This window comes from Microbacterium sp. SLBN-146 (assembly GCF_006715145.1).
In the GTDB taxonomy this organism is placed as follows: domain Bacteria; phylum Actinomycetota; class Actinomycetes; order Actinomycetales; family Microbacteriaceae; genus Microbacterium.
The window spans coordinates 2453397-2477717 of sequence record NZ_VFMR01000001.1; the positions used below are offsets into that span (position 1 = coordinate 2453397).

Here is a 24321-nt window from a genome sequence, read left to right on the forward strand (position 1 = left end):
GATGTCGCTGTGGTGTCACGCCCCTGAGGGTGGCGCCGCGTGGGTCCGGTCTTCGACGATCGGATCCGCGGCATCCTCCTTCGCTGCGTCGTCCTGCGCACCAGGCGCTCCCAGATCGGCATCCGCGAGAACGAGCTTCTCGATCTGCGTGCCGGTCGTGGCATCCACGCTCTTCCAGTAGGCGAACGCACGCTGGAGCACGTCCCCCTTCACTCCGCCGAGGAGGTGCCCGGCGACCGTCTTGACGAAGGCTGTCCGCTGCGCGTCGTTCCAGACGTCGCGGACGAGCGCGCCTGCTTGCGAGAAGTCGTCGTCGTCCGGCCGGAGGGTATAGGCCTCCCGCACCATGGCGCCGTCCGTCTCCCATCCGGGATCGACCTCGCCGACGTTGTCGGCGTAGCCGCGGCCGAACGAGTTCGGAGCGTACACCGGGTCATCGCCGCGGTGCTCATACGCCATCGGACCGTCCTGCGTGTAGGTGTTGACGTCGACGTGCGGGCGGTTGACGGGCAGCTGCAGATAGTTCGCGCCGATGCGATGCCGGTGCGTGTCGGCATACGCGAAGGCGCGTCCGAGGAGCATCTTGTCGGGCGAGAACCCGATTCCGGGCACGAGGGCCGAGGGCTCGAACGCCGCCTGCTCGATCTGGGCGAAGAAGTTCTCCGGGTTGCGATCGAGGGTCATGGTGCCGACCTGGATGAGAGGGACGTCGGCGTGGGGCCACACCTTCGTCAGATCGAACGGGTTGAGGTGGTAGTCCTTCGCGTCGTCGTACGGCATGACCTGTACCGACAGCGTCCACGAGGGGAACTCTCCGCGGTCGATCGCTTCGAACAGATCGCGGCGGTGGAAGTCGGCATCCTCGCCCGCAATGCGCGTCGCATCGGCATCCGTGAGGCCCTCGACACCCTGGTCGCTGTGGAAGTGGTACTTGACCCAGAACTTCTCACCGGCTTCATTGACCCACATATAGGTGTGCGATCCGTAGCCGTTCATCTTGCGATACGACGAGGGGATGCCACGGTCGCCCATCAGGTACGTGACCTGGTGGGCGGACTCGGGGTTGAGGCTCCAGAAGTCCCACTGCATGTTGTTGTCACGCAGCCCGCTCCCGCCGCGCCGCTTCTGCGAGCGGATGAAGTGCGGGAACTTCATCGTGTCGCGAATGAAGAAGACGGGTGTGTTGTTGCCGACGAGGTCGTAGTTGCCCTCGGTCGTGTAGAACTTGAGCGCGAATCCTCGAGGATCGCGCCACGTGTCCGGGGAGCCCTGCTCGCCGGCGACGGTCGAGAAACGCGCCAGCATCTCCGTCCGCACGCCGGGCTGGAAGAGTCCCGCTTTCGTGTAGGCACTGACATCGTTGGTCGTTTCGAAGACGCCGAACGCGCCGGAGCCCTTCGCGTGGACGTTGCGCTCCGGCACACGCTCCCGGTTGAAGTGGGCCATCTGATTCAGGAAGTGCACATCGTGCAGCACGATGGGGCCGTCGGCGCCGATCGTCAGGCTGTTGCGATCGCTCGGTGCGGGGGCGCCCGTGTCCGTCGTGGATCCGAGATGCGCTTCGGCGGAGGGGGCGGTCTTGATCGATTCGCCGTCGTTCGGTACGGGAAGCTCGGGCATGGGTGTTCCTCCGCGGTTGTCGTCAGCCGGGTCGTCCGACCGCGGCATGCCCCCACACCATCACTGCCGGCAGGCGGAGTCAACGGGGTTCCCGGTGCGGCCCGGGTGTGCTTTCCTTCGCGCTGTCCGTTCGTCCGGGGATTCAAGAAGAGAAGGGCGGCCCGCTGCCGAGTCGCTCGCGGGCCGCCCGAACGACGGATCGCGGCGACCCGAACGCCGCGACATGATGAATCGGTCGCTCAGAGGGGAAGAGGCGCGTCCGGTCACCCTGATACCAACATGTCGGATGTCCACAGGTGATGCGGTCCGGTCAACTCTCTCTGCGACAATGTCCGGATGACACGGTCGAGAGGTCCACGCGTCGCACGCGGACTCGCTGCCGCGTCGATCGCGACCTTCGTCGCCCTGCTCTCGCACATCGCGGCGGGAGGCGGGCTTCCGGGCCCCGTCGGCGTGGTGGTGCCATGGACCCTCGCCGTCCTCATCTGCATCGCACTCGTGGGCCGACGGCTTTCGGTATGGCGGCTGAGTCTTTCCGTCGTGGTGAGTCAGGTTCTCTTCCACGTCCTCTTCGTGCTCGGCTCGGGCTCTGCTCAAGGCGCTGCACCCCTCGGTCACGACCACGGCGTCGGCGCGACGGCGCTCAGCTCCTCCGGTGTCGCTCCCGGCGACATCGAAATGTGGATCGCGCACGTCATCGCCGGAGTCGCCACGATCGCCCTCCTCCACCGAGGCGAGCTCGTCTTCCGCGCGCTGCTCGACGCGGGAGCCGAGTTGGCGGTCGTCTTCAGGACGGGGTTCGTCGGCGTCTCCCCGCATCTCCGCGTAGATGACGGTCCCGCGCGGCTCGCGCTGGTCGTCGACCCGGCTGGTCTCCCGCCGCTCGGTTGGGACCCGCGATCCGAACCCCGCCGCGGCCCCCCGGCCGCTGCCGTGTCAACGCGTCTCCCGATCGCCGCCCTTTAGCACGACGTCCTTCTTCGGATGTCGTCCTTTGGTGGGTCGGTGTTCACTCTCCTGCGTTTTGCTGTGCGCCAGGACATCCCTTCGCCTCCATCCCATCTCCACAGCGAGGACACCATGACCTCCCTTCTTCTCAGTCCCGACCTCTCGACGAAAGTCACCTTCGAGCCCACCGACCTCGTCCTCTTCGTCTGGCCGCACCGCGAACCGGGGCAGCCGCCTGCAGCGGGTGATGAAGCCCGCCGCGAGGCAGCTCACACGCCCTGGGCGATGGGCAACGACAAGGCTGAACGCGTGCGTATTCTCATCTCGGTGGTCGGGAGCACCATGATCGGCGCGTGGAGCGTGTCGGACACGATGAGCGTTCTCACCGAGCCGAAGGGGAAGTCGCGACGGGTCAATCGAGCCACGTTCACGGCCCACGACGACCCGCGGCTGCATTTCCTGGCAGGGCAGCCCTCCCAGGTGCGGCCGCGACGTAATCCGCAGACGACGATCGAACTCCGCGATCTGTGGGGGAGCGACGTGCTGCTCGCCCCCGCACCGGAGGACGTCGATCATGGAGTCGTACGCGTCGGCGGATTCACGCTCACCGTACGCGAAGACGGCAGCGCGGATCTCATCTACCCCGCCCAGTCGCCTGTCACGCTCCGCCCAGAACGCTGGTGAGGATGCTCTCGCTGATCGCCTGTGGATAAGTAATTCGCCCCCGAACGCATGTTCTAAACTCGGGGGATGACATCAGGATCCGCACGAGACGACGAACTCCACGTCGAGTCTGGTGGTGCGTTCGACGGTGACGATCCTCATCCCGATACGATCGACCGGGTACTCGAGGTTTCGGACGCCATCGGAGCTCTCTCCGCGCAGCGGCTGATCGGCGTCGCGATGGTTCTCGCAGAGGCCCGCGATCGGGATCGTCGTTCGGAGATCCCAGCCGCATCGAACGAGATCATCGAGCGTTCCGTCCGACTCGAGCTCGCCTCCGCGTTGCGCATCACGGAGTATGCCGCCGGCGAGATGATCGCGCTGTCGACGTCCGTCGTAGGGCGCTATCCCGCGATACTGCGGGCACTGTCGAGTGCGGAGGCCACCGAAGCGCACGCGCGGATCCTCGTCGATCGTCTCAACACGATCGCGCCCGAGCACCGGAAGTTCCTCCTCGATCGCGGACTCGAACTCGCGCGTGAACTTCCGGTGGGGTCCTTTCGCCGCAGACTCGATCGCCTTGTCGAGGCGATGCGCGAGAGCTCGCTGAGCGAGCGCCACACACGGGCCGTCATCGACCGACGCGTGGTTCTCGAAACCGCCGACGATGGGATGGCGTGGCTGCACGCCTACGCGCCCGCCGTGGAGCTGTACGCCGCGTATGACCGGCTCACGCGAGTCGCGAAAGTCATCGCCGACAGCGAGGACGTGCGCACGCTCGATCAGGTGCGCGCCGACGCGATGTGCGACGTGCTCATCGACGGGTGGTCGCCCGATCACGGCGAGGCTGCGCGAGGAATCAGGGCCACCGTTGTCGTGACTGTTCCCGCACTTGCGCTCCTCGCAGGGGGTGACGCCGTCCCTGCGGGGTCCGACGCTGCGACGGTCGAAGGCATCGGTCCCGTGCCTCTCTCGGTGGCGCGCCAGCTCTGCGGGTCATCGGGGGGCTGGACTCGCGTCCTGACGCACCCCGAGAGCGGAATGGTCCTCTCCGTCGGGCGAGAGAGGTATCAGCCGCCTGCCGAACTCGCCAAGCTCGTGAAGTGGCGTGCAGACCGCTGCATGGCGCCGGGGTGCGGGATGCCGGCGTCTCGGTGTCAGATAGATCACTCGATCGCCTGGAAAGACGGAGGAACCACCTCCGTGTGGAACCTCGGGCCGCTCTGTCAGGGTCATCACACCGTCAAACATCACGCCGGATGGCAGATCCGACAACTCGATGGCGGCGACATCGAGTGGATCTCGCCCACGGGGCGTCGATACGTCGTCCGCGCTGAGCGGCGCGTCCCGGCCTTCCGGCCGTCACACGCGCCGGACCCTGGGCCGCCGTTCTGATGCCGTCGGCGAACGTCCCTCGTTCCCGCGCGGCTCGGGAGCACCCCCAGCGTCCATCACGTCGTGACTGCCGTTCATCGGATGAACATCGTGCGTTCATCGACTCCGAGCGGTCGAGGTCCGACGATTGATCCACCGGCGAGAGGGTCGCCGCCCCGAGCCCGAGAGGTGAGCGATGACCGGTCCGACGAGAGTGCTGTCGCTGTACGAGGGGTTCTTCGCCGGAGGAGCGCGCATCCTCCACACCGACGTCGCAGCGGGACTCCACGCATCCCGCGGCGAACGCGGCGGACAGCAGCACAGCGTCTTGTCCATCGCGTCGTCGGCTCGACGCGAGTCGACCCTCCAGTCGATGGAGCATGACCCTCGCTATCTTCGTCTCATCCGCGAAGGAGTCTCGGTTTCGACTCTCGGCCGCACGGCTGGTGAGATGCCCCTCGAGGCATCGACCTTCACCGACCTCGAGCTGCGCGTCGCCGCGGAAGCCATCGGCCAGGCAGACGTCATCCTGTCGCTGAAGGAGCAGCCTCTGGGCCTTCTGCTCGCGCTCCGTGATCGCGGGTTCATGCCGGACGTGCCCGTGGCAGCGTGCCTCCACCGCTCCGACCCGACGCACTCGGGTCCCGCACTGGGGTGGTTGTCGGAAGCCACCGCGACGGGTCTCGTGACGGCGACGATCTCCTGCGCGTGGACGACGAGCGCCGCCTATGAACGCGCGACACCGGGTGTGGAAGCGCGGTATGTCATCCCGAACGGCATCGACACGACACGATTCCGGCCGGGGACTCCGCGAGAGGTCCGGGCAGCACGCGCTCGGCTCGGAGCTGCGGCCGCATCCGCCGTCGTCGTGTTCGCGGCGCGTTTCGACGCCATGAAGGATCCCGGACTGTTCTTCCGGGCTGTCGCGGCTCACGCGCGGCACCGCCCCGATACGCACTACCTCGTCTGCGGCGCGGGCATGGTCCGGGGCAACGAGGCGTTGCGCGCGATGCTCGATGAATCAGGTGTGCCGACGCACGCCAACGTGCACTTGCTCGGCATTCGCGACGACATGCCGCTGATTTACCGGACGGCCGACATCGTCGCCTTGACGAGCGCTTTCGGTGAAGCATCCCCGCTGTGCCTCATCGAAGGAGCTGCGAGCGGTGCGACCCCCGTCACGACCAACGTGGGCGACTCTGCGCGTGAGGTCGACGGCTTCGGTCTCGTGACCGCGCATGACCCCGAGGAGATCGCCTCGGCCTGGGAGCACGTCCTGACGCGTCGGAGTGCCTTCCGGGACGCCGCCATCGCCGCGCGCCCGCGTCTCGGACGAGAGCGGATGCTCGACGACTATCGCGCCGCAATGGACGACCTGCTCGTCACGCGCCGCATCGCGGCCTGACTCACGGCGGCCTCGCTCTCGCTCGGATTATGTCGAGTCCTTTCCGTACGTTGCGCCATGTTTCGGGTCGGGGTTCTCGATCGCCGTGAGGATCGCGACACTCGGGACATGCCCCACGTCATCGACGCGAGCGCCCTGAACGCGGAACTGGCCGCCGGCCGCAGCGTTCGACTGCTCGACATACGTTGGCGCCTCGATGCTCCCGAGGGCCGCCCGTCGTATCTGGGCGCCCACATCCCGGGTGCTGTGTATGTCGATCTGGAACGGGAACTCGCCCGTCCCGGGCATCCCGAGGAGGGGCGCTATCCCCTCCCTTCTCTCGTGAGTCTTCAAAGCGCCGCTCGTCGGTGGGGGATCAATGATGGCGACCTCGTGGTGGCCTACGACGACAACGACGCCGTGGCAGCGTCGCGGGCGTGGTGGCTCCTCCGCCGTCGCGGGGTCGATGTTCGCGTGCTCGACGGTGGCGTCCGGTCATGGTTCGCCCGCGGACTGCCCCTGGAGAGCGGTGATCGCGTCGTCGGGCAGGGCCACGTCACGCTCCACGACAACGACCCGGGGGTCGCGTCTCTTCAGGAAGCGGGGACGGCGCCTCGCGACGGAACGCTCGTCGACGTGCGGTCACCCGAGCACTATCGCGGACACGTCCTCGGTCTGGATCCCGCGGCCGGGCACATTCCCGGGGCCATCAATGTCCCGACGATCACTCACACGACGAGCGAAGGTACGTTTCGAGATCCGGAGGACATTCGGGCCAGCATCCTGGCCGCGGGCGTGGACCCGCGGCGTCCCGTGGTCCTCTATTGCGGGGTCGGAGTCGCGTCGACCCATTCCGCGCTCGCCTTCGCATTGGCGGGGATCGATACACGCGTCTACTCGGGGGCATGGAGTCAGTGGTCGCGCTCGCCGGGGCGGCCCGTTGCGGTCGGTCGTACCCCGGCCGGGTCCATTCAGGGCTGGTGAATCGAGCGGTCTCCGTATCAGGATGCCCGGCGCACCCCGCCCGCCATGTCGTCGACCCGGCGGTTGTCAACCGCCACCCGCCATCGCGATCCGATCCGTAGCATCGGGAGCATGACCATCGAGTTCGACGTCCGCCCCATCGAGGTTCGCGATGCGGGCCAGGTGCTGACGCTTCAGCGCGCCGCCTTCGTTCAAGAGGCGCTCATCTACGGCGACCCCGATATGCCCGCGCTCACACAATCGCTCGAGGAACTGGAAAGCGAGCTCGCCGACAATCTCGGCTGCGTCGCCGTCATGGGTGAGCGGGTCGTGGGTGCGGCGCGGGCACGCGCATCCGACGATCTTCTGCTCGTCGGACGCATTGCGATCGCTCCCGACGTGCAGGGGGGAGGTCTGGGCAGCACCCTCCTGGAAGCCGTCGAGGAGCGGGGCAGGAAGAACGGATGCCGCGAGGCGGAACTCTTCACCGGGTCGCTCAGCGAAGCCAACCTCCGGCTCTACTCGAAGCTCGGCTACCGCGAGTCCGACCGAGTCGAGCAGGGCGACGGCATCGCCGAGATCTACCTCCGCAAGGAGTTGTGAGCGATCTCGACGAATGTCGGTGGTCGCTGACAGGATGACGGCATGCCGGAGTCTCCTGAAGTGCAGGCCCTCGCGGAGTTCCTCGACGATCGCCTCACAGGGCAGACGATCTCATCCGTCGACATCCTGGAGTTCCGGGTGATCAAGACGCGTGCAGCTCCGCCCGGCGATCTGGTGGGGGAGTCCATCAGCGGTGTGGATCGCTTCGGCAAGCATCTCGACATTCGAGTGGGAGACCGCCATCTCGGAGTCGCGCTCGGTCGCCATGGGTGGGCCCGCTGGACTAGCCGCGGCGGCGTGACGGCCGCTGAGGGCGAGACTCCGCCCGCGCTCGCCTCGATCGGGTTCGACGGCGGAGATCTGCTCGAGTTCACCGATGCGGGCTCGTGGGTCTCGCTCGGCCTCTCGGTGACAGATCGACCGGCCGACGTCGCAGCAGTGGCCAAGCTCGGCGCGGATCCGGCCGATCCTGCATTCGTCCGCGCGCAGCTCGACGCGGTCGTAACGGGGCGTCGTAAGCAGCTCAAGGCGCTCCTGCAGGAGCAGGAGTCGATCGCAGGTATCGGGAACGCCTACTCCGACGAGATCCTCCACCGTGCGCGACTTTCGCCGGTCATTCATGCGTCGGAGCTGGACGATGAGCAACGCGGGGCGCTCTTCGACGCGACCGTCGGCACGATCCGCGAAGCGATCGGGGCCAGACGCGGGATCCCGATCGACCAGCTCAAGGCAGCCAAGGTCGCGTCGATGCGCGTGCACGGACGGGCCGGCGAACCGTGTCCCGTGTGCGGGGACACGGTTCGCGACGTCCGACTCGGGTCGTCGACGGCGTCGTACTGTCCTGCCTGCCAGACCGGCGGAGCGATTCTCCACTAAGGCCCTGCGCGCTCAGGCCGTCTGCGCGCTGTGCGGCCCCTCCTCGATTTCCTCGATGAGCTTCGCGTTGAACGCGGGCAGGTCGTCGGGCGTTCGACTCGACACGAACCCGGCGTCGACGACGACCTCCTCGTCGACCCAATCGGCCCCGGCATTGCGAAGATCCGTCTTGAGGCTGGGGTAGCTCGTCATCGTTCGGCCGTCCACGACGCCCGCCTCGACGAGGACCCAGGCTCCGTGGCAGATCACGGCGACAGGCTTGTGCTGGGCGAAGAAGTCCCGGGAGAACGCGACAGCGGCCTCGTCCATCCGCAGGTGGTCCGCGTTGACGACGCCGCCAGGAAGGACGAGCGCATCGAAGTCGGATGCCGCGGCATCGGCGACAGCCATGTCGACGCGCTGTTCGTGACCGTTCTTTCCGGTCACGGATCCGTCGGCGGGGGAGACCAGGGTCGCCGTCGCACCCTCGTCCACGACCGCCCCCCACGGCGAGGTCAGCTCGCTGTCTTCGAAGCCGTCGGTGAGCAGGAACGCGATCTTCTTGCCGTCGATGCGGGCCATGATGTCTCCTTCGTTCGGGGTGTTCGGGGGATGACACAACGGTACGAAGCGCGTCGTCCCGCGTTCAGGGGCTTGCGTGTCGCAGGGAGATGACGTACCGACTCACGGGATCGTGCGCGTGGAAGGCGGCGCTGCGCCACGTCCTCGGAGCGCGAGTAGCATGGTGCGCATGTCGGCCTCTCCGTCCTCCACATCCGCGACCGTTCCGTCCCTCGGCGTCGAGAAGAACCTGTTCCTGATCGACACCGGCGCAGAGTCGTCCTGCTGCGGGGGCGGAAGCTGCGGCACCGGCATCGACAGCAGCGCAGACGGAAGCGTCGACAGCGCGGCGGCGGAGTCCGCGAGCCGCAGCAGCGACGCCGGCTGACGCCAGCAGGTCCCGTCGTGAACTCTCGGTCCGCTCCGACGGACGCGGGGTCACTCCGGCCGGGCGTTGCGCGGGTCCTGCAGTCGGAGGAGGCCGTCTACGGGCTCATCCTCGTCTCCGGCATGATCGTCGTGAGCAACAGCCTCGTCGGAACGTCGATCAACGCGCTCCTCACCGTGGTCGTGACGGTATTCGTCTTCTTCTGTGCTCATGTCTACGCCGGTACGCTGGCCCGCCTCGCGGCGACGGACGGCGCTGCAGGCTTCGGGCCGAGTCTCGTCGCGTCTGCGAAGCACTCGCTGGGAATGCTGATCGCGGCAGTCCCGCCCCTCGTCGTTCTCCTGCTCGGCGTGACGAGGGTGTTTCCCGACGACACCGCGATCTGGGCGGCCTTGATTCTCGATACCGCTCTGCTCGCCGTGCTCGGCTGGTTCGCCGTCTCGCGATGGACGGTCCGGGTCTGGCCGCGCATCCTCAGCGCTGTCATCACTGCCGGCTTCGGGGTCATCCTCGTGGCGTTGAAGGCACTCATCCACCACTGATCACGACGCGAGAGTCGCGCCGGCGATGATCAGTGAGTGGCGGAGAGGTCCTCGTCTTCCACGACGTCGGCCGGCTTCCGCACGAACAGCGCCAGAACGACCGCGCCGGATGCGATGCACGCGCCGACGAAGAACGCGACGTGGACGCCCTGCGCCTGCGCCAGGACGGCATCCGATCCGTTGCTCAGCGCGGCCGCCGAGGTGACGGACAGCAGGGTCACGAAGAGCGCCGTGCCTGCGGCGCCGGCAACCTGCTGTACCGTCCCCACGATCGCGCTTCCGTGCGGGTAGAGGCGGCGGGGAAGCGAACCGAGCGCCGACGTCATCAACGGCGTGAACGTCAGGCCGAGGCCGAGGTTGAGTCCGAGGTAGACGACGACGATCCACGCTATCGGCGTGCCCTCGTCGAATGTCGCCATGCCCCACAGCGCGCTGGCCGCGATGACGAGTCCGGGGATGACGAGCGGTGTCGGCCCGAACCTGTCGAACAGGTTGCCCACGATGGGAGCCATGACACCCATGAGGATTCCGCCCGGCAGCAGCATGAGGCCCACCGTCAGGGTACCGAGGCCCAGAACCTGCTGCAGGTAGATCGGAAGGAGGATGAGCGAGCCGAACAGGGCCGCGAACACGACGCTGACCAGGACGACGGCGAGGCTGAACGTCTTGCTCCGGAAGGTACGCAGGTCGAGGAGCGCGCCGTCCGTCTTCTGCAGTTGGAGCTGACGAAGCACGAAGGCGGTCAGCGAGACCCCGCCGATGACGAGGGGGATCCACACGGGAACAGACGCGTGTCCGGAGGCGGATTCGCCGATGCTGCTCAGCCCGTAGATCAGTCCACCGAATCCGACTGCCGACAGCAGGACGGACAGGACGTCGAAGCGGGCGTTGCGATTCGTCTCCGTGACGTTGCGGACCCAGACAGCGCCGAGCGCGATGGCGAGGAGTGCGATGGGCAGGACGATCCAGAAGATCGCGTGCCACGTGAGGGTCGAGAGGATGAGACCGGACACAGTCGGGCCGACGGCGGGCGCGACGGCGATGACGATCGTGATGACGCCCATCATGCGTCCGCGATGGGAGGCCGGGACGATGTTGAGCACTGTCGTGAACAGCAGCGGCATCATCACGCCGGTGCCGCTGGCCTGCACGACCCGCCCCGCCAGGAGGAACTCGAAGCTGGGCGCGAGCGCCGCGATGAGTGTGCCGAGAGCGAAGAGACTCATGGCAGCGAAGAACACCTGGCGGATCGTGAATCGGCTCAGGATGAAGCCCGTCAGCGGGATGACGATGGCCATCGTCAGGAGGAAGCCGGTCGTGAGCCACTGCCCCGTCGACGCCGTGACGCCGAGGTCTTCCATGATCGGCGTCAATGCGACGCCCATCGTCGTCTCGTTGAGGATCACGACGAATGCGGCGACGACGAGAAGCGCGATGACCGGGCCGGTGCGGACGGGTGCGGACGGCGCAGGAACGGGAACCGCACCGGTGCGGGGGCTCAGGTCGGTAGCAGCCATGGGGGCGTCTCCTCGGGCTCAGATCGCGGCCTGAATCCGCGAGGTACGCGGGCTCAGACGGCAGGACGAGATGCCACCCGAGGATGGCAAGCTTCCAGGGTAACGGCGCGCGCGGACATCGCATTCCCGATGCACGTGGAAAACTCTCCGCTATGTCCACCCCTCGCCGCTCGATGCTGATCGTCCGCGCTTCGGTCGCCGTCGTCGTCGGAACGGGGGTCTGCGTCGCCGTCGCCTCGTGGCTCGGCCTGGCGGCAGGGCTCGTCGCCGGATGGGCGGCCCTCGCCGCGACAGCAGCCGTCTGGGTCGCGGTCCTCATCTGGCCGATGGATGCCGCACGCACGCGCGCGCACGCGGTGGCGGAGGACCCCGGGCGGTCGGGGGCCCGCACCGTCGCCCTGATCGGCAGCATCGCGAGTCTCGGAGCGGTGGGCATCGTGCTGATCGAGACGGGAGACCGTCCGGAGCTCGAGTCCTACGTGCTGGCGGCGATCGCCGTCATCAGCGTCGCGGCATCCTGGTGTCTCATCCAGATCGACTACACGCTGCGGGTCGCCCGCATCTACTACACCCCGCCGGAAGGCGGCATCGACTTCAATCAGTCCGAGGATCCGACCTACACCGACTTCGTCTACTTCGCGGTCGGCGTGGGGATGGGATACCAGGTCGGCGACACCAGCGTGCGGACGAACGAGATCCGCCGCATCGTGATCGGTCAGGCCTTGCTGGCCTATCTGTTCGGGGCCGTCATCATCGGCACGGTGGTCAACCTCGTGCTCGATCTGGGCTGAGTCCCGACCTCACTCCTGCTCGAGCGACTCGTCCTCGACTGGCTCGTCCCACTCTTCGCCGCCGATCGCGTCGGTGGGATGAGGAGTCGGCTCCTCTTCTTCGAGGGACTTCGGGGTGGGGCTGAGCAGCTCGTCTTCGGGGATCGCCTTCAGCTCGTCGATCTCCGCGCGGAGGGCGTCGAGGTCGGATCCGTCCGGAGTCGGGTTCTCGGGAGTCGAGGTCATGCCAACAGACTAGTCCCGGTGTCGCGGGCGCTCGTTAGGCTGACCGGATGAGCATGGGCGGACGAGGCGGCGGCGGGTTTCGCCCCGTCGACATCGCGGCGCAGCGTCGCCTGAATGCCGAAGCGCCCCGAGTCGAGAACCTCGGCCGTCGCGTCGTCGCACTCTTCCGACCGTATCTGGGCCGGATCATCGTCACGGGGATCCTCGTCATCGTGGGCGCCGCCGTCGCTGTCATCCCGCCTCTCATCGTGCAGCGCATCTTCGACGACGCGCTCTTCCCCGTCGCGGGCGGATCACCCGATGTGCCGCTGCTATGGCGTCTCGTGCTCATCATGATCGCGCTGTTCCTGCTGTCGGCGGGCCTGGGGGTCATCCAGACCTGGCTCACCGCGACGGTCGGCAACGCCGTGACCGGCGATCTGCGCGTGCGACTTTTCGAGCATCTCCAGGCGATGGAGCTGGGCTTCTTCACCCGCACGAAGACCGGCGTCATCCAGTCGCGACTCCAGAACGACGTCGGCGGTGTCGCCGGCGTACTGACGAATACGGTCACGAGCATCCTCGGCAACGTCGTCACCGTCATCGCCTCACTCGTCGCGATGATCATCATCGACTGGCGTCTCACGATCATCGCCGTCGTGCTGATGCCTTTCCTCGTCGTCGTCCAGCGGCGGGTCGGCCAGGTGCGCGCGCGGATCGCAGGGGAGACGCAGGAGTCGCTCTCCGAGCTGTCGGCGATCACGCAGGAGACGTTGAGCGTCTCCGGCATCCTCTTGTCGAAGTCGTTCAACCGTCAACGCACCGAGTCCGCACGCTACGCCGACGAGAACCGCAACCAGGTGCGCCTGCAGGTTCGCCGCGCGATGAGCGGCCAGGGGTTCTTCGCCGTCGTGCAGGTCCTCATGGCCAGTGTGCCGGCGGTCATCTACCTCGTGGCCGGATACCTCATCACGGGCGGCACCGACGCCATCACGGCGGGGACGGTCGTCGCCTTCACGACTGTCCAGGCACGACTGCTGCAGCCCCTCATGGGACTCATGCGCGTTGCGCTCGACGTGCAGACGTCGGGCGCGCTCTTCGCGCGCATCTTCGAGTACCTCGACCTCGTTCCGGCGATCAGCGACGCTCCCGATGCCATTGACGTCTCACGCGCCCCCGGACCCATCGGCGGGATCGAGTTCCGCGACGTCGTCTTCCGCTATCCCGACGCCGCGGAGTCTGCCCGTCCCACCCTTCGGGGCGTGTCCTTTCGTGCCGAGCCGGGGCAGCACGTCGCTTTCGTGGGTCCGTCAGGGGCCGGCAAGACGACGGTGCTGTACCTCACTCCGCGGATGTACGAGGCTTCGGGCGGAGCGGTGCTCTTCGCGGGAGAGGACGTCCGCAGGCTCACGCAGGAATCGATCATCGACCACGTCGGCATCGTGTCGCAGGAGACCTACCTCTTCCACGCGACGATCGCCGAGAACCTGAGATACGCGAAGCCCGGCGCGAGCGACGCCGAGCTCGAGGCGGCATGCCGTGCGGCGAACATCCATCACGTCATCGAAGGCTTCGAGCGGGGATACGACACCCTCGTGGGCGAGCGGGGGTACCGTCTCTCCGGCGGCGAGAAGCAGCGCATCGCGATCGCCCGCGTCCTGTTGAAGGACCCGCCTGTCCTGCTTCTCGACGAGGCGACGTCGGCGCTCGATACGGTCTCCGAGCGCGTCGTCCAGGAGGCACTGGATGCCGCAGCCCGGGGTCGCACGACGCTCTCGATCGCGCACAGACTCTCGACGGTCATCGACGCGGATGTCATCCACGTGATCGAGGCGGGGCGGATCGTCGAGTCCGGCACGCACGCGTCGCTTCTGGCGGCAGGGGGGCTCTACGCCGAACTCGCCGCACAGCAGCTGGCATCTTCGCGAATCCTCGAGGCGGAGGAGTCCGAGCCGCCGCCCCCGCTTCCCGACCGGCGCGCGGACCGCGCCCCCGAGGGCGGCGCCACCGACCGCGAGGTTGTGTTCGTTCCCGATGATCTGGTTGGTGGGGATGTGCCGGCGGTTCCGGGTGTCGCGCCGACCTCATGGCCCGCGTCGCCTCCGGCTCCCTGACGTCGCGGACGGGCAGTGCGCCGCTACCAGCGCAGCGCCATCTCCACGGCAGCCGAGGCGGGCTCGACCGCGCGCGAATGCAGACTGCGAACGAAAGCTCCGAGTTCTCGACGGTAGGCAGGGTCGGGATGAGCCCTGGCGATCTCGATGAGGGGCGGAACATCCATCGTGAGGATGAGCCGCACCCGCGACGCCGCAGCGGCGGCGAAGCCCGCAGCGTCCAGCACGGCGATTCCTCCCGCGAGCGCGTCGATGTAGTCGCGCAACACCGGCAGCCCGTCTTTCCGCTGTGTGATCGACGTGCCCTCGGCGCGTTCGCGCCACTGCACGACGACGTCCGGGATCACATCGAAGCTCCGCGCGGTCGTGTACAGCAGTTGCGCCGCGAGCTGGTCCTCGTAGGTTCGCCCGAGAGGGAACCGCAGGTTCTGCCACATTTCGCGACGGCTCACCTTCGACCACGCGACGATGTTGCCGGACGCATCGGGGTGCTCGGCGAGCGTCGTGCGATCGCGCGCGGGGGATGTCGCTGCCGCTACCCACGGCTGCACGTCGCCGGGGGAGTAGCCGCCGCGGGCGTCCGGTCGAAGGCGCACGTACGCTCCGGCGACGAGATCGCTTCCCGTGCGCTCGATCGTGCCGACGAGGCGTTCGACGGCGCGCGGCATCATGACGTCGTCGGCATCGAGGAACCCGATGTAGGGGGTCGTTGCGAGGTCGAGGCCTGTGTTGCGTGCCGCGCTCAGTCCTCGCTGGAGGTCGTGGTGGACGACGTGGAAGCGCGGGTCTGTCTCCGCCGCGGCCTCGAAGATCGAGCCCGTGGCATCCGTCGAGCCGTCATCGACGAGCACGGCCGTCCAGTCGTGCCGGGTCTGGGCGCGGAGGGAGTCGATCGCCTCACGGGCATACGACTCCACGTCGAAGCCCGGTACGACGACGGTGAGAGCGGGCGAAGACGTCACCCGCCCGATGCTACTGCCGTGACGGATGCCGCGACCGCCGCCGCGAGTGCGTCGGGATCGAGCCGCGCCTCGTGGGGGAAGGTGAAGCGCACGGCGGTCTGCGCGACCTCGGGCGCGACGCCCATCGCGAGGAGGACGTGCGAGGGCTCGTCGCTTCCCGCGGCGCACGCCGAACCGCTGGAGGAGACGATGCCTCGCCGCTCGAGTTCGAGGAGCACCGCCTCGCCGCTCGTCAGAGCGAACGTGAAGCTCGCTGTACCGGGGAGCCGTCCGGTCGGATGACCCGTCAGGGTGGCGGACTCCACGCGCGACAGCACCGCCGCGATGAATGCGTCGCGCAGCGCGGCCACACGTGCGGAAGACTCGGCGCGCTCGGACTCCGCGAGCTCGAGTGCCGTCGCGAGTCCAACGGCACCTGCGACGTCTTCCGTGCCGCTTCGACGTCCACGCTCCTGCCCGCCGCCGTGCAGCAGGGGCTCGAGGGGCACACGGCCGCGAACGATGAGCGCGCCGGTGCCCTTCGGGGCACCGAGCTTGTGACCCGCGATCGAGAGGCCATCCGCACCGGTGTCGGCGAGTGGAAGCCAGCCCGCCGCCTGCACGGCGTCGAGGTGCAGGGGGATGCCGCGCTCGCGCGTCACGGCAGACAGCGCGCGAACCTCCTGGACCGTTCCCACCTCGTTGTTCGCGTAGCCGAGCGTCACGAGCGCTGTGTCGTCACGGAGGGCTGACGCGAGTTCCTCGGGGTGGACACGCCCGTACTCGTCGACGGGCACGCGCGTGACGTCGACATGGTGGAGGCGCGCGAGGAAGTCGGCGGACTCGAGGATGGACTCGTGCTCGATGCCGCTCGTCACGACATGGTTCCCGCGAGAGGCGAGCGTGATCCCCTTGACGGCGAGATTGTTGGCCTCGGTGCCGCCTGACGTGAAGACGACGTCGGAGGCTCGCATGCCGACGACACGGGCGACGCGCGCGCGTGCGTCCGACAGGGCGTCGGCGGCCGCCTCGCCCACAGTGTGATGACTCGACGGATTCCCGAACCACCGCGTCAGATAGGGCATCATCGCCTCGAGGACCTCGGGGCGCACGCTCGTCGTCGCTGCGTTGTCGAGGTACAGCATCATCGGACGGCCTCGTCAGTCGTGGTCGATGCGCACGTCGAGGCCGAGGTCGAGCGCGGGCGCGGAGTGCGTGAGGGCCCCGACCGAAATGACGTCGACGCCCGTCTGCGCGATCGAACGCACCGTCTCCAATGACACGCCCCCCGATGCCTCGACGATCGCGCGTCCGGCCACGAGGGCGACGCCGGTCCGCAGATCGTCGAGTGAGAAGTTGTCGAGCATGATGGTGCCGATCCCGGCGGCCAGGACGGGTTCGATCTGATCGAGGCGGTCCACTTCCACCTCGATGTGCGTCGTGTGGGGGAGCACGTCCTTTGCGGCGAGGAGCGCAGCCGTCACCGATTCACCCAGGTGTCCGATGACGGCCAGGTGGTTGTCCTTGGCCATGACGGCATCCGACAACGAGTACCGGTGGTTCCGCCCGCCCCCGTCGCGGACGGCCTTGCGTTCGAAGGCACGCAGGCCCGGTGTCGTCTTGCGGGTGTCGACGATGCGCGCCCGGGTGTCGGCAACTTCGTCGACATACCGGCGCGTGAGTGTCGCGATGCCCGACATCCGCTGCACGAAGTTCAATCCGATCCGCTCCGCCGTGAGGACGGAGCGTGCCGAGCCCCGCACGACGGCGAGGACGTCGCCCGCGTCGAACGACGCGGCATCCTCGACGAGATGCTCGACCTCGACGAGAGGATCGGTCAGCCGGAAAGCTGCCGCGAACACCTCCGCGCCCGAGAGGACGCCCGGTTCGCGCGCGACGAGGGCTGCTTCGGCACGCGCGCTCGCCGGCAGGAGGGTCTGGCTCGTGAGGTCGCCCCACGGGGCATCCTCTTCGAGAGCTGCCCCGACGACGCGATCGATGGTGGTGCGGTTCATGCGAAAGCCTCCTGGCGATCGGGGAGGTCGGGAGATTCGGAATCGGCTATCGCGTCCGAACGGAAGTGCGCGCCCACCGACCCGCGCCGTGCGAGTGCCGCCTCCACGACGGCGGTCGCCACGACGAGCAGGTTGTCGTCCTCGAACTCGGATTCGGTCTGCGGCGTCCGTCGGCGAGAATTCCAGTGCGACAAGACGGATGCCGCGAGTGTCAGCCCTGCCGCGTCGCGGACGAGACCCGCGCAGCGCCACATGAGATCCTGCAGCGCTTCCCTGCTGAACGCGGGAAGGTCATCGACCGCTCGAGCTTCTCGCGCGACGGGGCGCGTCATCGTCGTGTCGGGAGAGTCGGGCCAGGTCCCCGCGACCGCATCGGAGTCGATGACATCGCCTGTGCGCGCGCCGAAGACCGCACCTTCGAGAAGCGAGTTCGACGCGAGGCGGTTCGCTCCGTGGACACCCGTTCGTGCCACCTCGCCGACGGCGTAGAGCCCGGGCACACTCGTGCGGCCGAAGAGATCGGTGCGGACGCCGCCCATCAAGTAGTGCGCGGCGGGGACGACGGGAATCTGTTCGGTGGCCCAGTCGAGCCCTCGAGCGCGCACGGCGGCGTCGATCGTGGGGAACCGCGCCGCGAGGAACGCCCGGCGCTCCTCGACGGAGTCTCGGAGCCCCGTTGCGTCGAGGAGGACGGGGCGACCGTCCTGTGCCTCCATCTGACGGGCGATCGCCCGCGCGACGACATCGCGCGGCGCGAGTTCGCCGTCGGGGTGCGCGTCGAGGGCGAACCTGCGCCCAGACTCGTCGCGGAGCACGGCACCCTCGCCGCGGACGGCTTCGGAGACGAGGAATGCCTCGCCGACCGCGAGGATCGTCGGATGGAACTGGACGAATTCCAGATCCTGCACGACTGCGCCCGCGCGGATCGCGGCCGCGATGCCGTCGCCCGTCGCAACGGCGGGATTCGTCGTGTGGGAGTACAGCTCTCCCGCACCGCCCGTCGCGAGGACGACCGCGTCGGCTTCCACGACGAGGCGACGTGGCGTCGAGCCCGGCGCGCCGATCAGCAGGTCGACGCCCTGGACGCGACCCGACCATGACACGAGGTCGATGAGGAAGGCGTGTTCGACGACTTCGACGCCGCTTTCGCGGAGTCGCTCGACGAGCGCGTGCTCGATGGCGGTCCCCGTGGCATCCCCTCCGGAGTGGAGGATGCGCGGATAGGAGTGCGCCGCCTCGAGCCCCTTGACGTAGGTCCCGTCGGCGTCGCGGTCGAAGGCGACCCCGAGGCCGACGAGATCACGGATGCGCTCGGGGCCCTCCTCCACGAGGACCCGGACGGCTTCGGGGTCGGCGAGTCCCGCGCCCGCGAGGAGCGTGTCCCGCACGTGCGCCTCGACCGAATCGTCGTCGAACATGACGCCGGCGATACCGCCCTGCGCATAGCGCGTGTTCGCGTGCGCGAGGACGTCCTTCGTCACGAGCGTCACACGGCATCCGCTCGCTGCGGCGTGCAGGGCGACCGTGACGCCCGCGATGCCGCTCCCCACGACAATCGCGTGCGTCATGATGTCGGCACCCCCGCGGGGGAGGTCGACGCGGGAGGCTTGGCGGCGAGCATCCGTTCGAGAGCCACACGGGCGGGTTCGGCGACGTCGGCCGGCACCGTGATGCGGTTGGGGGTCTCGCCGGCGACGAGAGACTCGAGCACCCACGCGAGGTAGCCCGGGTGGATGCGGTACATCGTTGAGCACGGGCACACCACGGGATCCAGGCAGAAGATCTCGTGCTGCGGATACTGCGCGGCGAGGCGCTGGACGAGGTTGACCTCGGTGCCGACGGCGAAGGTGGTCGGCTCCGTGGCCGCTGCGATCGCCTTTCGGATGTAGTCGGTCGATCCGGCCTCGTCTGCCGCGTCGACGACGGCCATGGGGCACTCCGGGTGCACGATGACGCGGACACCGGGGTGTTCCGCGCGGGCCTTGTCGATCTGGTCGACCGTGAACCGGCGATGAACGGAGCAGAAGCCGTGCCAGAGGATCACGCGCGCGTCGTCGAGGTCTTCCGGCGTCGAACCGCCGAACGGCTTTCGGGGGTTCCACATCGGCATCTGCTCGAGCGGCACGCCCATCGCCTTCGCGGTGTTGCGCCCGAGGTGCTGGTCCGGGAAGAACAGCACGCGACGGCCGCGTTCGAAGGCCCACTCGAGAACCGTGCGCGCGTTGGACGACGTGCAGACGATTCCCCCGTGTCGGCCGACGAAGCCCTTGATGGCTGCGGACGAGTTCATATAAGTGACCGGGATCACCGGAACGCGTCCGTCGGGACCCGCGGCATCCATGTCTCCGTAGACATCGGCCAACTGCTCCCAGCATTCCTCGACCTGATCGATGTCGGCCATGTCCGCCATCGAGCATCCCGCCGCGAGGTTGGGGAGGATCACGGCCTGGTCGGGCTGTGACAGCAGGTCGGCCGTCTCGGCCATGAAGTGCACGCCGCAGAACACGATCGCCTCGGCATCGGGGTGCTCGAGCGCGGCGTTGGCGAGCTGGAACGAGTCGCCGACGTAATCGGCGTGGCGCACGACCTCTTCGCGCTGATAGAAGTGGCCCAGCACGACGACGCGATCGCCGAGGACGGCCTTGGCGGCGATGATCCGCGCGTCGAGTTCGTCGTCGGTCGCATCGCGGTACTCGCGCGGCAGTTCGCCCTGTCTGGGCGACCCCGTGGGGATGACGTCGCCCATCGACGATCCGGGCCCGTAGCCGGGTCGAGTGTCGAAGTCCCACGGCCCGACGGCGAGGTCGGTCGTACAGGTCTCGGTGGTCGACGCCCCCGAGACGATGGCCTGGATGGCGTGGTCGACCGATGGATCGGCGGGCGTGGCGGGGCGAGGCCGGAGGCTGAGCGGTGCGGTGGACATGGCGGTTTCCTTCGGGTGGCGTCAGCGGCGCGACGTGAGCGGCCCGCGGTCGGCGAGCTCGACATCGCTGTTGTAGCGGTAGAGGCGGGCGGGTCGATGACTGCCCGTGCGGAAGGCATCGGTCGGGATGAGGGTGCCGGAATTCTCGACCTGGCGACGGAAGTTCGCCGGGTCGAGACGTCGATCGAGGATCGACTCGTAGACCTCGCGGAGCTCGGCGAGGGTGAACTCGTCGGGCAGCAGGCCGTGCGCGATCCGGCTGTAGCCGACCTTGTTGCGCAGGCGCCACAGTGCGTAGTCCACGATCTCGTCGTGGTCGAACGCGAGGGTCGGGAGGGCCGTCGTGTCGAACCAGGCGACGTTCTCCTGTGGCTCGATGCCCGACTCGTCCTCGCGCAGCAGCGCCCAGTAGACGATCGAGACGACGCGAGTGGGGGAGCGATCGACGGCACCGAACGCGTAGAGCTGCTCGAGATAGCTGGGAGCGAGCCCCGTCGTCTCGGCGAGGGTGCGGGATGCCGCGGCGTCGAGGCTCTCCCTGGCGTCGAGCCAACCACCCGGGAGGGCCCATCGCCCCTCGAACGGGTCGCGTGTGCGCCGTACGAGGGGGAGGACGACGGAAGCGCGGTCGACTCCCGGCGTGCGTCGCAGCGAGAAGATAACCGTCGACACCGCGACGCGCGTGACATCGTCGGCGGCCGGGGAGGCGGGCGACGCGTAAGCGGTAGCGGTAGCGGTGGGGGTTGTTCTTGTCATTGTGACTCTAACTCTCGAGAATTGATCTTAGAGTCATCTCGACCAGAAGGCAAACCGCCTCGTCAGGATGACTCACAGGAGCACTGCCTACGCTGATTCCGCGGCGGCTCGCGCAGACGGCCGCACGGATCGCCGTCCGACGAAACAGGGAGACACCGCGTGCTGGTCGTGGACGTGATCGTGATCGTGGCGCTCCTCGCCGCGCTCATCCTCGGTGTGCGTCGGGGGTTCTTCGCGAGCATCGGCAGTCTCGCCGGCCTCGCCGCGGGAGGAATCGCCGCGTTCTGGCTGACGCCGCTCGTCACGGCGTGGGTGCCATCGCAGTCGTGGCGCGGACTCGCCGTCCTGGGCGCGACCCTCGTCCTCCTCATCGGCGGCACGGCGCTCGGCTCGGCCATCGGATCGGTCTTCCGCTCGGGCGCCGACAAGCTGAAGCTGCGGGGGATCGAACGCCTTCTCGGGGGCATCGCGAGCGTCGTGGTCGCAGCCCTCGCCGTCGTCCTCGTCGCACCCGCCATCTCGGCCACCGGCATCCCTGTGGTCTCGACCGCCGTCGCATCGTCGCGCGTCATCCAGGCGATCGATCTCGTGACGCCGGCACCCCTCGACGGCGCGCTCGCCGAACTGCGGTCCACCGTTCTCGATGACGGCATCCCGCAGCTCGGCAATCTTCTGTCGCCGGGAACCGCGCCGCCGGCTCCGCCCGTCGCGCTCGACGATCCCGAACTGCAGCGTGCCGCGGCATCCGTCGCCCGGGTGTCCGGCACGGCGTACTCGTGCGGCCGGAGCTCGACGGGCACGGGGTTCATCGTGGCCGCCGACCGCGTCGTCACGAACGCCCACGTCGTCGCGGGCGTCGACACGCCCATCGTCGAACTGCCCGGCGCTGAGGCCCGCGAGGGGCGGATCGTCTACTTCGACCCGATCGACGACCTCGCCGTGATCGCCGTCGACGGCCTCGCGGCCGCGCCGCTGCCCCTCGCGCTCAGCCTCTCTGCGGGGGCGTCGGGGGCCATCCAGGGCTATCCGTACGGAGGACCGTTCGAGATGATCTCTGCGGCCGTGCTGTCGGTGGGCTCCGTGCCCGTCCCCGACATCTACGACGACGCCTGGAATCCCCGCGAGATCTACTCCCTCGAAGCCGGCGTCCGCCCCGGAAACTCGGGCGGTCCGCTGCTGACGGAGGACGGCGCCGTCGCCGGAGTCGTCTTCGCCCGAGCCGAGAGCGACGCGTCGCGCGGGTACGCCGTGACGATGGCGGAACTCAGCCCCGTCGCCGACGCCGCACCCGGTCTCTCGCAAGCCGTCTCATCCGGTCCCTGCATCACCGGATGAGGCCGCTATGCTGGCCGGGTAACTGAAGACAGGCCGCATGACGTGTGCGGGAGAGCCCCGACTCCGGACAGGAGCGGGCACCGAAGGAGCAAGCCTCCCCGCCAATCTCTCAGGTCCTCGTACCGCACCCGCCCGGCCGCTCTGGAAAAGGACTCCGACGTGAGCCCTGCCGAAGGTGAAAGCCCCCGTGGTGAAACTCTCAGGCCAATGACAGAGGGGGAGTTCCACGGCCGCCCCGGCAGCCACCCGCGTGACCACGGGAGAACTCATGACCGACCTGCGCTTCACCCCTCTGCGCGAGCGCCACGAAGCGCTCGGAGCATCCTTCACCGACTTCGGCGGATGGGCCATGCCCGTGCGCTACACCTCGGATCTCGCTGAGCACCACGCCGTGCGGACGGCGGCGGGTCTCTTCGACATCTCGCACATGGCGCAGTTCCGCGTCGTCGGGCCGGACCGTGACGCGTTCCTCGCGTACGCCCTGGCCTTCGATCCGGCGAAGCTCGCGCTCTCGAAGGCGAAGTACACGATGATCCTGGCGCCGACGGGCGGGATCGTCGACGACCTCATCGTGACGCGCAATGCTCCCGACGAGCTGCTCGTCGTCGCGAATGCGGGAAACCGCGACGCCGTCCGATCAGCGCTGGAGGAGCGCAGGGCCGGCTTCGACGCCGAGATCGATGAGCTCGACGCGTCCCTCATCGCCGTGCAGGGCCCGCGGGCTCAGGAGATCCTGGAGGCGACGGCGGGACTCGATCACGACGACGCGCTCGCGATGGGACACACGCTGGACTCGCTCCCGTACTACACGGCGATGGGTATGCGGTTCCGCAACGGCGCCGTGCTCGTCAGTCGCACCGGGTACACGGGGGAGGACGGGTTCGAACTGAGCGTCGACTCCGCCGACGCAGGCGCGCTCTGGGACGCGCTCCGCGACGCCGGTGAGCCCCTCGGGCTCGTTCCCGCGGGTCTCGCCTCGCGCGACACACTCCGCCTCGAAGCCGGTATGCCGCTCTACGGCCACGAGCTGTCGCTCGACGTCGTCCCCGCCCAGGCAGGCCTCGGCCGCGTCATCCCGCTCGCGACGAAGGAGGCCGACTTCGTGGGCCGCTCCGCTCTCGAACGCGGAATGCCCGAAGACGCCGCCGTGCTCGTCGGCCTCGTCGCCGACGGCAAGCGTGCGGGACGCGCAGGCTACGCCGTCTACGCCGGTGACACGCGCGTCGGCGAGATCACGTCCGGCGCCTTGAGCCCGACGCTCGGCCACCCGATCGCGATGGCGTATGTCGCGGCATCCGTCGCGGATGCGGAGACCCCCCTGACTATCGACGTGCGCGGCACCCGCATCGCCGCGACCGTCTCGACCCTGCCCTTCTACAAGAGGAACGCGAAATGACCGATCTCACCAGCCTCAAGTACACCGCCGAGCACGAGTGGGTCGCCCTCGACGGCGACATCGCCACAGTGGGGATCACCGACTACGCAGCGGACAAGCTCGGTGATGTCGTCTTCGTCGAGCTCCCCGAGGTGGGTGCGACCATCGACGCGCACAGCATCGTGGGCGAGATCGAGTCCACGAAGTCGGTCGGCGAACTCTACGCGCCTCTCACGGGAGACGTCGTCGAGGTCAACGACGCCGTCGTCGACGACCCGTCGCTCGTGAACTCCGATCCGTACGGCGACGGGTGGCTCGTGAAGATCACGGTCGACCCCGCGGCGGTCGCCGACCTGCTCGACCGCGACGCCTACCTCGCACTCACGGGCGGTGACGAGTGACCGGCGCCTTCGCAGAGCGGCACATCGGGACGGATGCCGCAGCCCAGC

At 68.3% G+C, this 24321-nt stretch carries 24 protein-coding genes and 1 riboswitch; of the genes, 14 read left to right on the forward strand and 10 right to left on the reverse strand.

The features are described from left to right. Window positions 1-15 precede the first annotated feature (15 nt). Window positions 16-1620 (reverse strand): catalase, encoded by a 1605-nt coding sequence (locus tag FBY39_RS10740; RefSeq protein ID WP_141932293.1) that lies wholly within the window; start codon window positions 1618-1620, stop codon window positions 16-18. A gap of 336 nt (window positions 1621-1956) precedes the next feature. Between FBY39_RS10740 and FBY39_RS10745 the strand changes: the two genes are divergently transcribed. From FBY39_RS10745 to FBY39_RS10775, 7 genes are all read left to right on the forward strand, one after another. After that, window positions 1957-2586, forward strand: coding sequence for a hypothetical protein (locus FBY39_RS10745; RefSeq protein WP_141932294.1), 630 nt, complete (start codon window positions 1957-1959; stop codon window positions 2584-2586). 114 nt (window positions 2587-2700) lie between these two features. Next, window positions 2701-3252, forward strand: a complete 552-nt coding sequence (locus FBY39_RS10750) for a hypothetical protein (protein WP_141932295.1) — start codon at window positions 2701-2703, stop codon at window positions 3250-3252. A gap of 66 nt (window positions 3253-3318) precedes the next feature. Further along, window positions 3319-4626, forward strand: a complete 1308-nt coding sequence (locus tag FBY39_RS10755) for an HNH endonuclease signature motif containing protein (RefSeq protein ID WP_141932296.1) — start codon at window positions 3319-3321, stop codon at window positions 4624-4626. A gap of 175 nt (window positions 4627-4801) precedes the next feature. Beyond that, on the forward strand, window positions 4802-6010 hold the full coding sequence (locus tag FBY39_RS10760; protein ID WP_141932297.1) for a glycosyltransferase: 1209 nt from the start codon (window positions 4802-4804) through the stop codon (window positions 6008-6010). A 108-nt stretch (window positions 6011-6118) separates the two neighbouring features. Continuing rightward, window positions 6119-6973: a sulfurtransferase gene (locus tag FBY39_RS10765; protein ID WP_141932298.1), complete on the forward strand. Its 855-nt coding sequence runs from the start codon at window positions 6119-6121 to the stop codon at window positions 6971-6973. A 111-nt stretch (window positions 6974-7084) separates the two neighbouring features. Continuing rightward, entirely contained in the window at window positions 7085-7555 is a 471-nt protein-coding gene (locus FBY39_RS10770) for a GNAT family N-acetyltransferase (protein WP_141932299.1), read from the forward strand. 42 nt (window positions 7556-7597) lie between these two features. Then, complete coding sequence (locus FBY39_RS10775; RefSeq protein WP_141932300.1) at window positions 7598-8431, forward strand: DNA-formamidopyrimidine glycosylase family protein; 834 nt, start codon at window positions 7598-7600, stop codon at window positions 8429-8431. A 12-nt stretch (window positions 8432-8443) separates the two neighbouring features. Here the strand turns inward: FBY39_RS10775 and FBY39_RS10780 are convergent, their stop codons facing one another. Continuing rightward, window positions 8444-8992 carry a type 1 glutamine amidotransferase domain-containing protein gene (locus FBY39_RS10780; protein WP_141932301.1) on the reverse strand — a complete coding sequence of 183 codons (549 nt, stop codon included), beginning with the start codon at window positions 8990-8992 and terminating at the stop codon, window positions 8444-8446. 169 nt (window positions 8993-9161) lie between these two features. On the opposite strand from FBY39_RS10780, the gene FBY39_RS10785 reads away from it, so the two are divergent. Both FBY39_RS10785 and FBY39_RS10790 read left to right on the forward strand, forming a co-directional pair. Beyond that, entirely contained in the window at window positions 9162-9359 is a 198-nt protein-coding gene (locus tag FBY39_RS10785; protein WP_141932302.1) for a hypothetical protein, read from the forward strand. 17 nt (window positions 9360-9376) lie between these two features. Beyond that, window positions 9377-9901, forward strand: coding sequence for a hypothetical protein (locus FBY39_RS10790; protein ID WP_141932303.1), 525 nt, complete (start codon window positions 9377-9379; stop codon window positions 9899-9901). Window positions 9902-9930: 29 nt separating this feature from the next. On the opposite strand, the gene FBY39_RS10795 is transcribed toward FBY39_RS10790, so the two are convergent. Beyond that, window positions 9931-11418: an MDR family MFS transporter gene (locus tag FBY39_RS10795; RefSeq protein WP_141932304.1), complete on the reverse strand. Its 1488-nt coding sequence runs from the start codon at window positions 11416-11418 to the stop codon at window positions 9931-9933. 152 nt (window positions 11419-11570) lie between these two features. Here FBY39_RS10795 and FBY39_RS10800 point away from each other — a divergent pair, with 152 nt between their 5' ends. Further along, window positions 11571-12209, forward strand: a complete 639-nt coding sequence (locus FBY39_RS10800) for a DUF1345 domain-containing protein (RefSeq protein WP_141932305.1) — start codon at window positions 11571-11573, stop codon at window positions 12207-12209. 9 nt (window positions 12210-12218) lie between these two features. On the opposite strand, the gene FBY39_RS10805 is transcribed toward FBY39_RS10800, so the two are convergent. Next, window positions 12219-12434: a hypothetical protein gene (locus tag FBY39_RS10805; RefSeq protein ID WP_141932306.1), complete on the reverse strand. Its 216-nt coding sequence runs from the start codon at window positions 12432-12434 to the stop codon at window positions 12219-12221. A 53-nt stretch (window positions 12435-12487) separates the two neighbouring features. Between FBY39_RS10805 and FBY39_RS10810 the strand changes: the two genes are divergently transcribed. Further along, window positions 12488-14527, forward strand: coding sequence for an ABC transporter ATP-binding protein (locus FBY39_RS10810; RefSeq protein ID WP_141934111.1), 2040 nt, complete (start codon window positions 12488-12490; stop codon window positions 14525-14527). 23 nt (window positions 14528-14550) lie between these two features. Here FBY39_RS10810 and FBY39_RS10815 read toward each other — a convergent pair whose 3' ends face one another. From FBY39_RS10815 to FBY39_RS10840, 6 genes are read right to left on the reverse strand one after another with little or no spacing between them, the layout of a single operon-like run. After that, a complete protein-coding gene (locus tag FBY39_RS10815) occupies window positions 14551-15489 on the reverse strand; it encodes a glycosyltransferase family 2 protein (RefSeq protein WP_141932307.1) in 939 nt (312 codons plus the stop codon). Continuing rightward, entirely contained in the window at window positions 15486-16613 is a 1128-nt protein-coding gene (locus tag FBY39_RS10820) for a cysteine desulfurase family protein (protein WP_141934113.1), read from the reverse strand. Before FBY39_RS10820 ends, FBY39_RS10815 begins: the two co-directional genes overlap by 4 nt. Window positions 16614-16628: 15 nt before the next feature. After that, on the reverse strand, window positions 16629-17483 hold the full coding sequence (gene nadC, locus FBY39_RS10825; RefSeq protein WP_141932308.1) for a carboxylating nicotinate-nucleotide diphosphorylase: 855 nt from the start codon (window positions 17481-17483) through the stop codon (window positions 16629-16631). After that, a complete protein-coding gene (gene nadB, locus FBY39_RS10830; protein WP_141932309.1) occupies window positions 17480-19051 on the reverse strand; it encodes an L-aspartate oxidase in 1572 nt (523 codons plus the stop codon). Before nadB ends, nadC begins: the two co-directional genes overlap by 4 nt. Further along, complete coding sequence (gene nadA, locus FBY39_RS10835; protein WP_141932310.1) at window positions 19048-20406, reverse strand: quinolinate synthase NadA; 1359 nt, start codon at window positions 20404-20406, stop codon at window positions 19048-19050. The genes nadB and nadA overlap by 4 nt, the downstream gene beginning before the upstream one ends. Window positions 20407-20427: 21 nt before the next feature. Next, window positions 20428-21162: an NrtR DNA-binding winged helix domain-containing protein gene (locus tag FBY39_RS10840; RefSeq protein ID WP_186336943.1), complete on the reverse strand. Its 735-nt coding sequence runs from the start codon at window positions 21160-21162 to the stop codon at window positions 20428-20430. A 159-nt stretch (window positions 21163-21321) separates the two neighbouring features. Between FBY39_RS10840 and FBY39_RS10845 the strand changes: the two genes are divergently transcribed. The 3 genes from FBY39_RS10845 (at window position 21322) to gcvH (ending at window position 24273) form a co-directional block, all read left to right on the forward strand. After that, a complete protein-coding gene (locus FBY39_RS10845; RefSeq protein WP_141932311.1) occupies window positions 21322-22497 on the forward strand; it encodes a MarP family serine protease in 1176 nt (391 codons plus the stop codon). Between the two features lie 37 nt (window positions 22498-22534). Next, a riboswitch (glycine riboswitch) is annotated at window positions 22535-22632 on the forward strand. Between the two features lie 133 nt (window positions 22633-22765). After that, window positions 22766-23893, forward strand: coding sequence for a glycine cleavage system aminomethyltransferase GcvT (gene gcvT / locus FBY39_RS10850; RefSeq protein WP_141934117.1), 1128 nt, complete (start codon window positions 22766-22768; stop codon window positions 23891-23893). Continuing rightward, window positions 23890-24273, forward strand: a complete 384-nt coding sequence (gcvH, locus tag FBY39_RS10855) for a glycine cleavage system protein GcvH (protein WP_141932312.1) — start codon at window positions 23890-23892, stop codon at window positions 24271-24273. Before gcvT ends, gcvH begins: the two co-directional genes overlap by 4 nt. Window positions 24274-24321 lie beyond the last annotated feature (48 nt).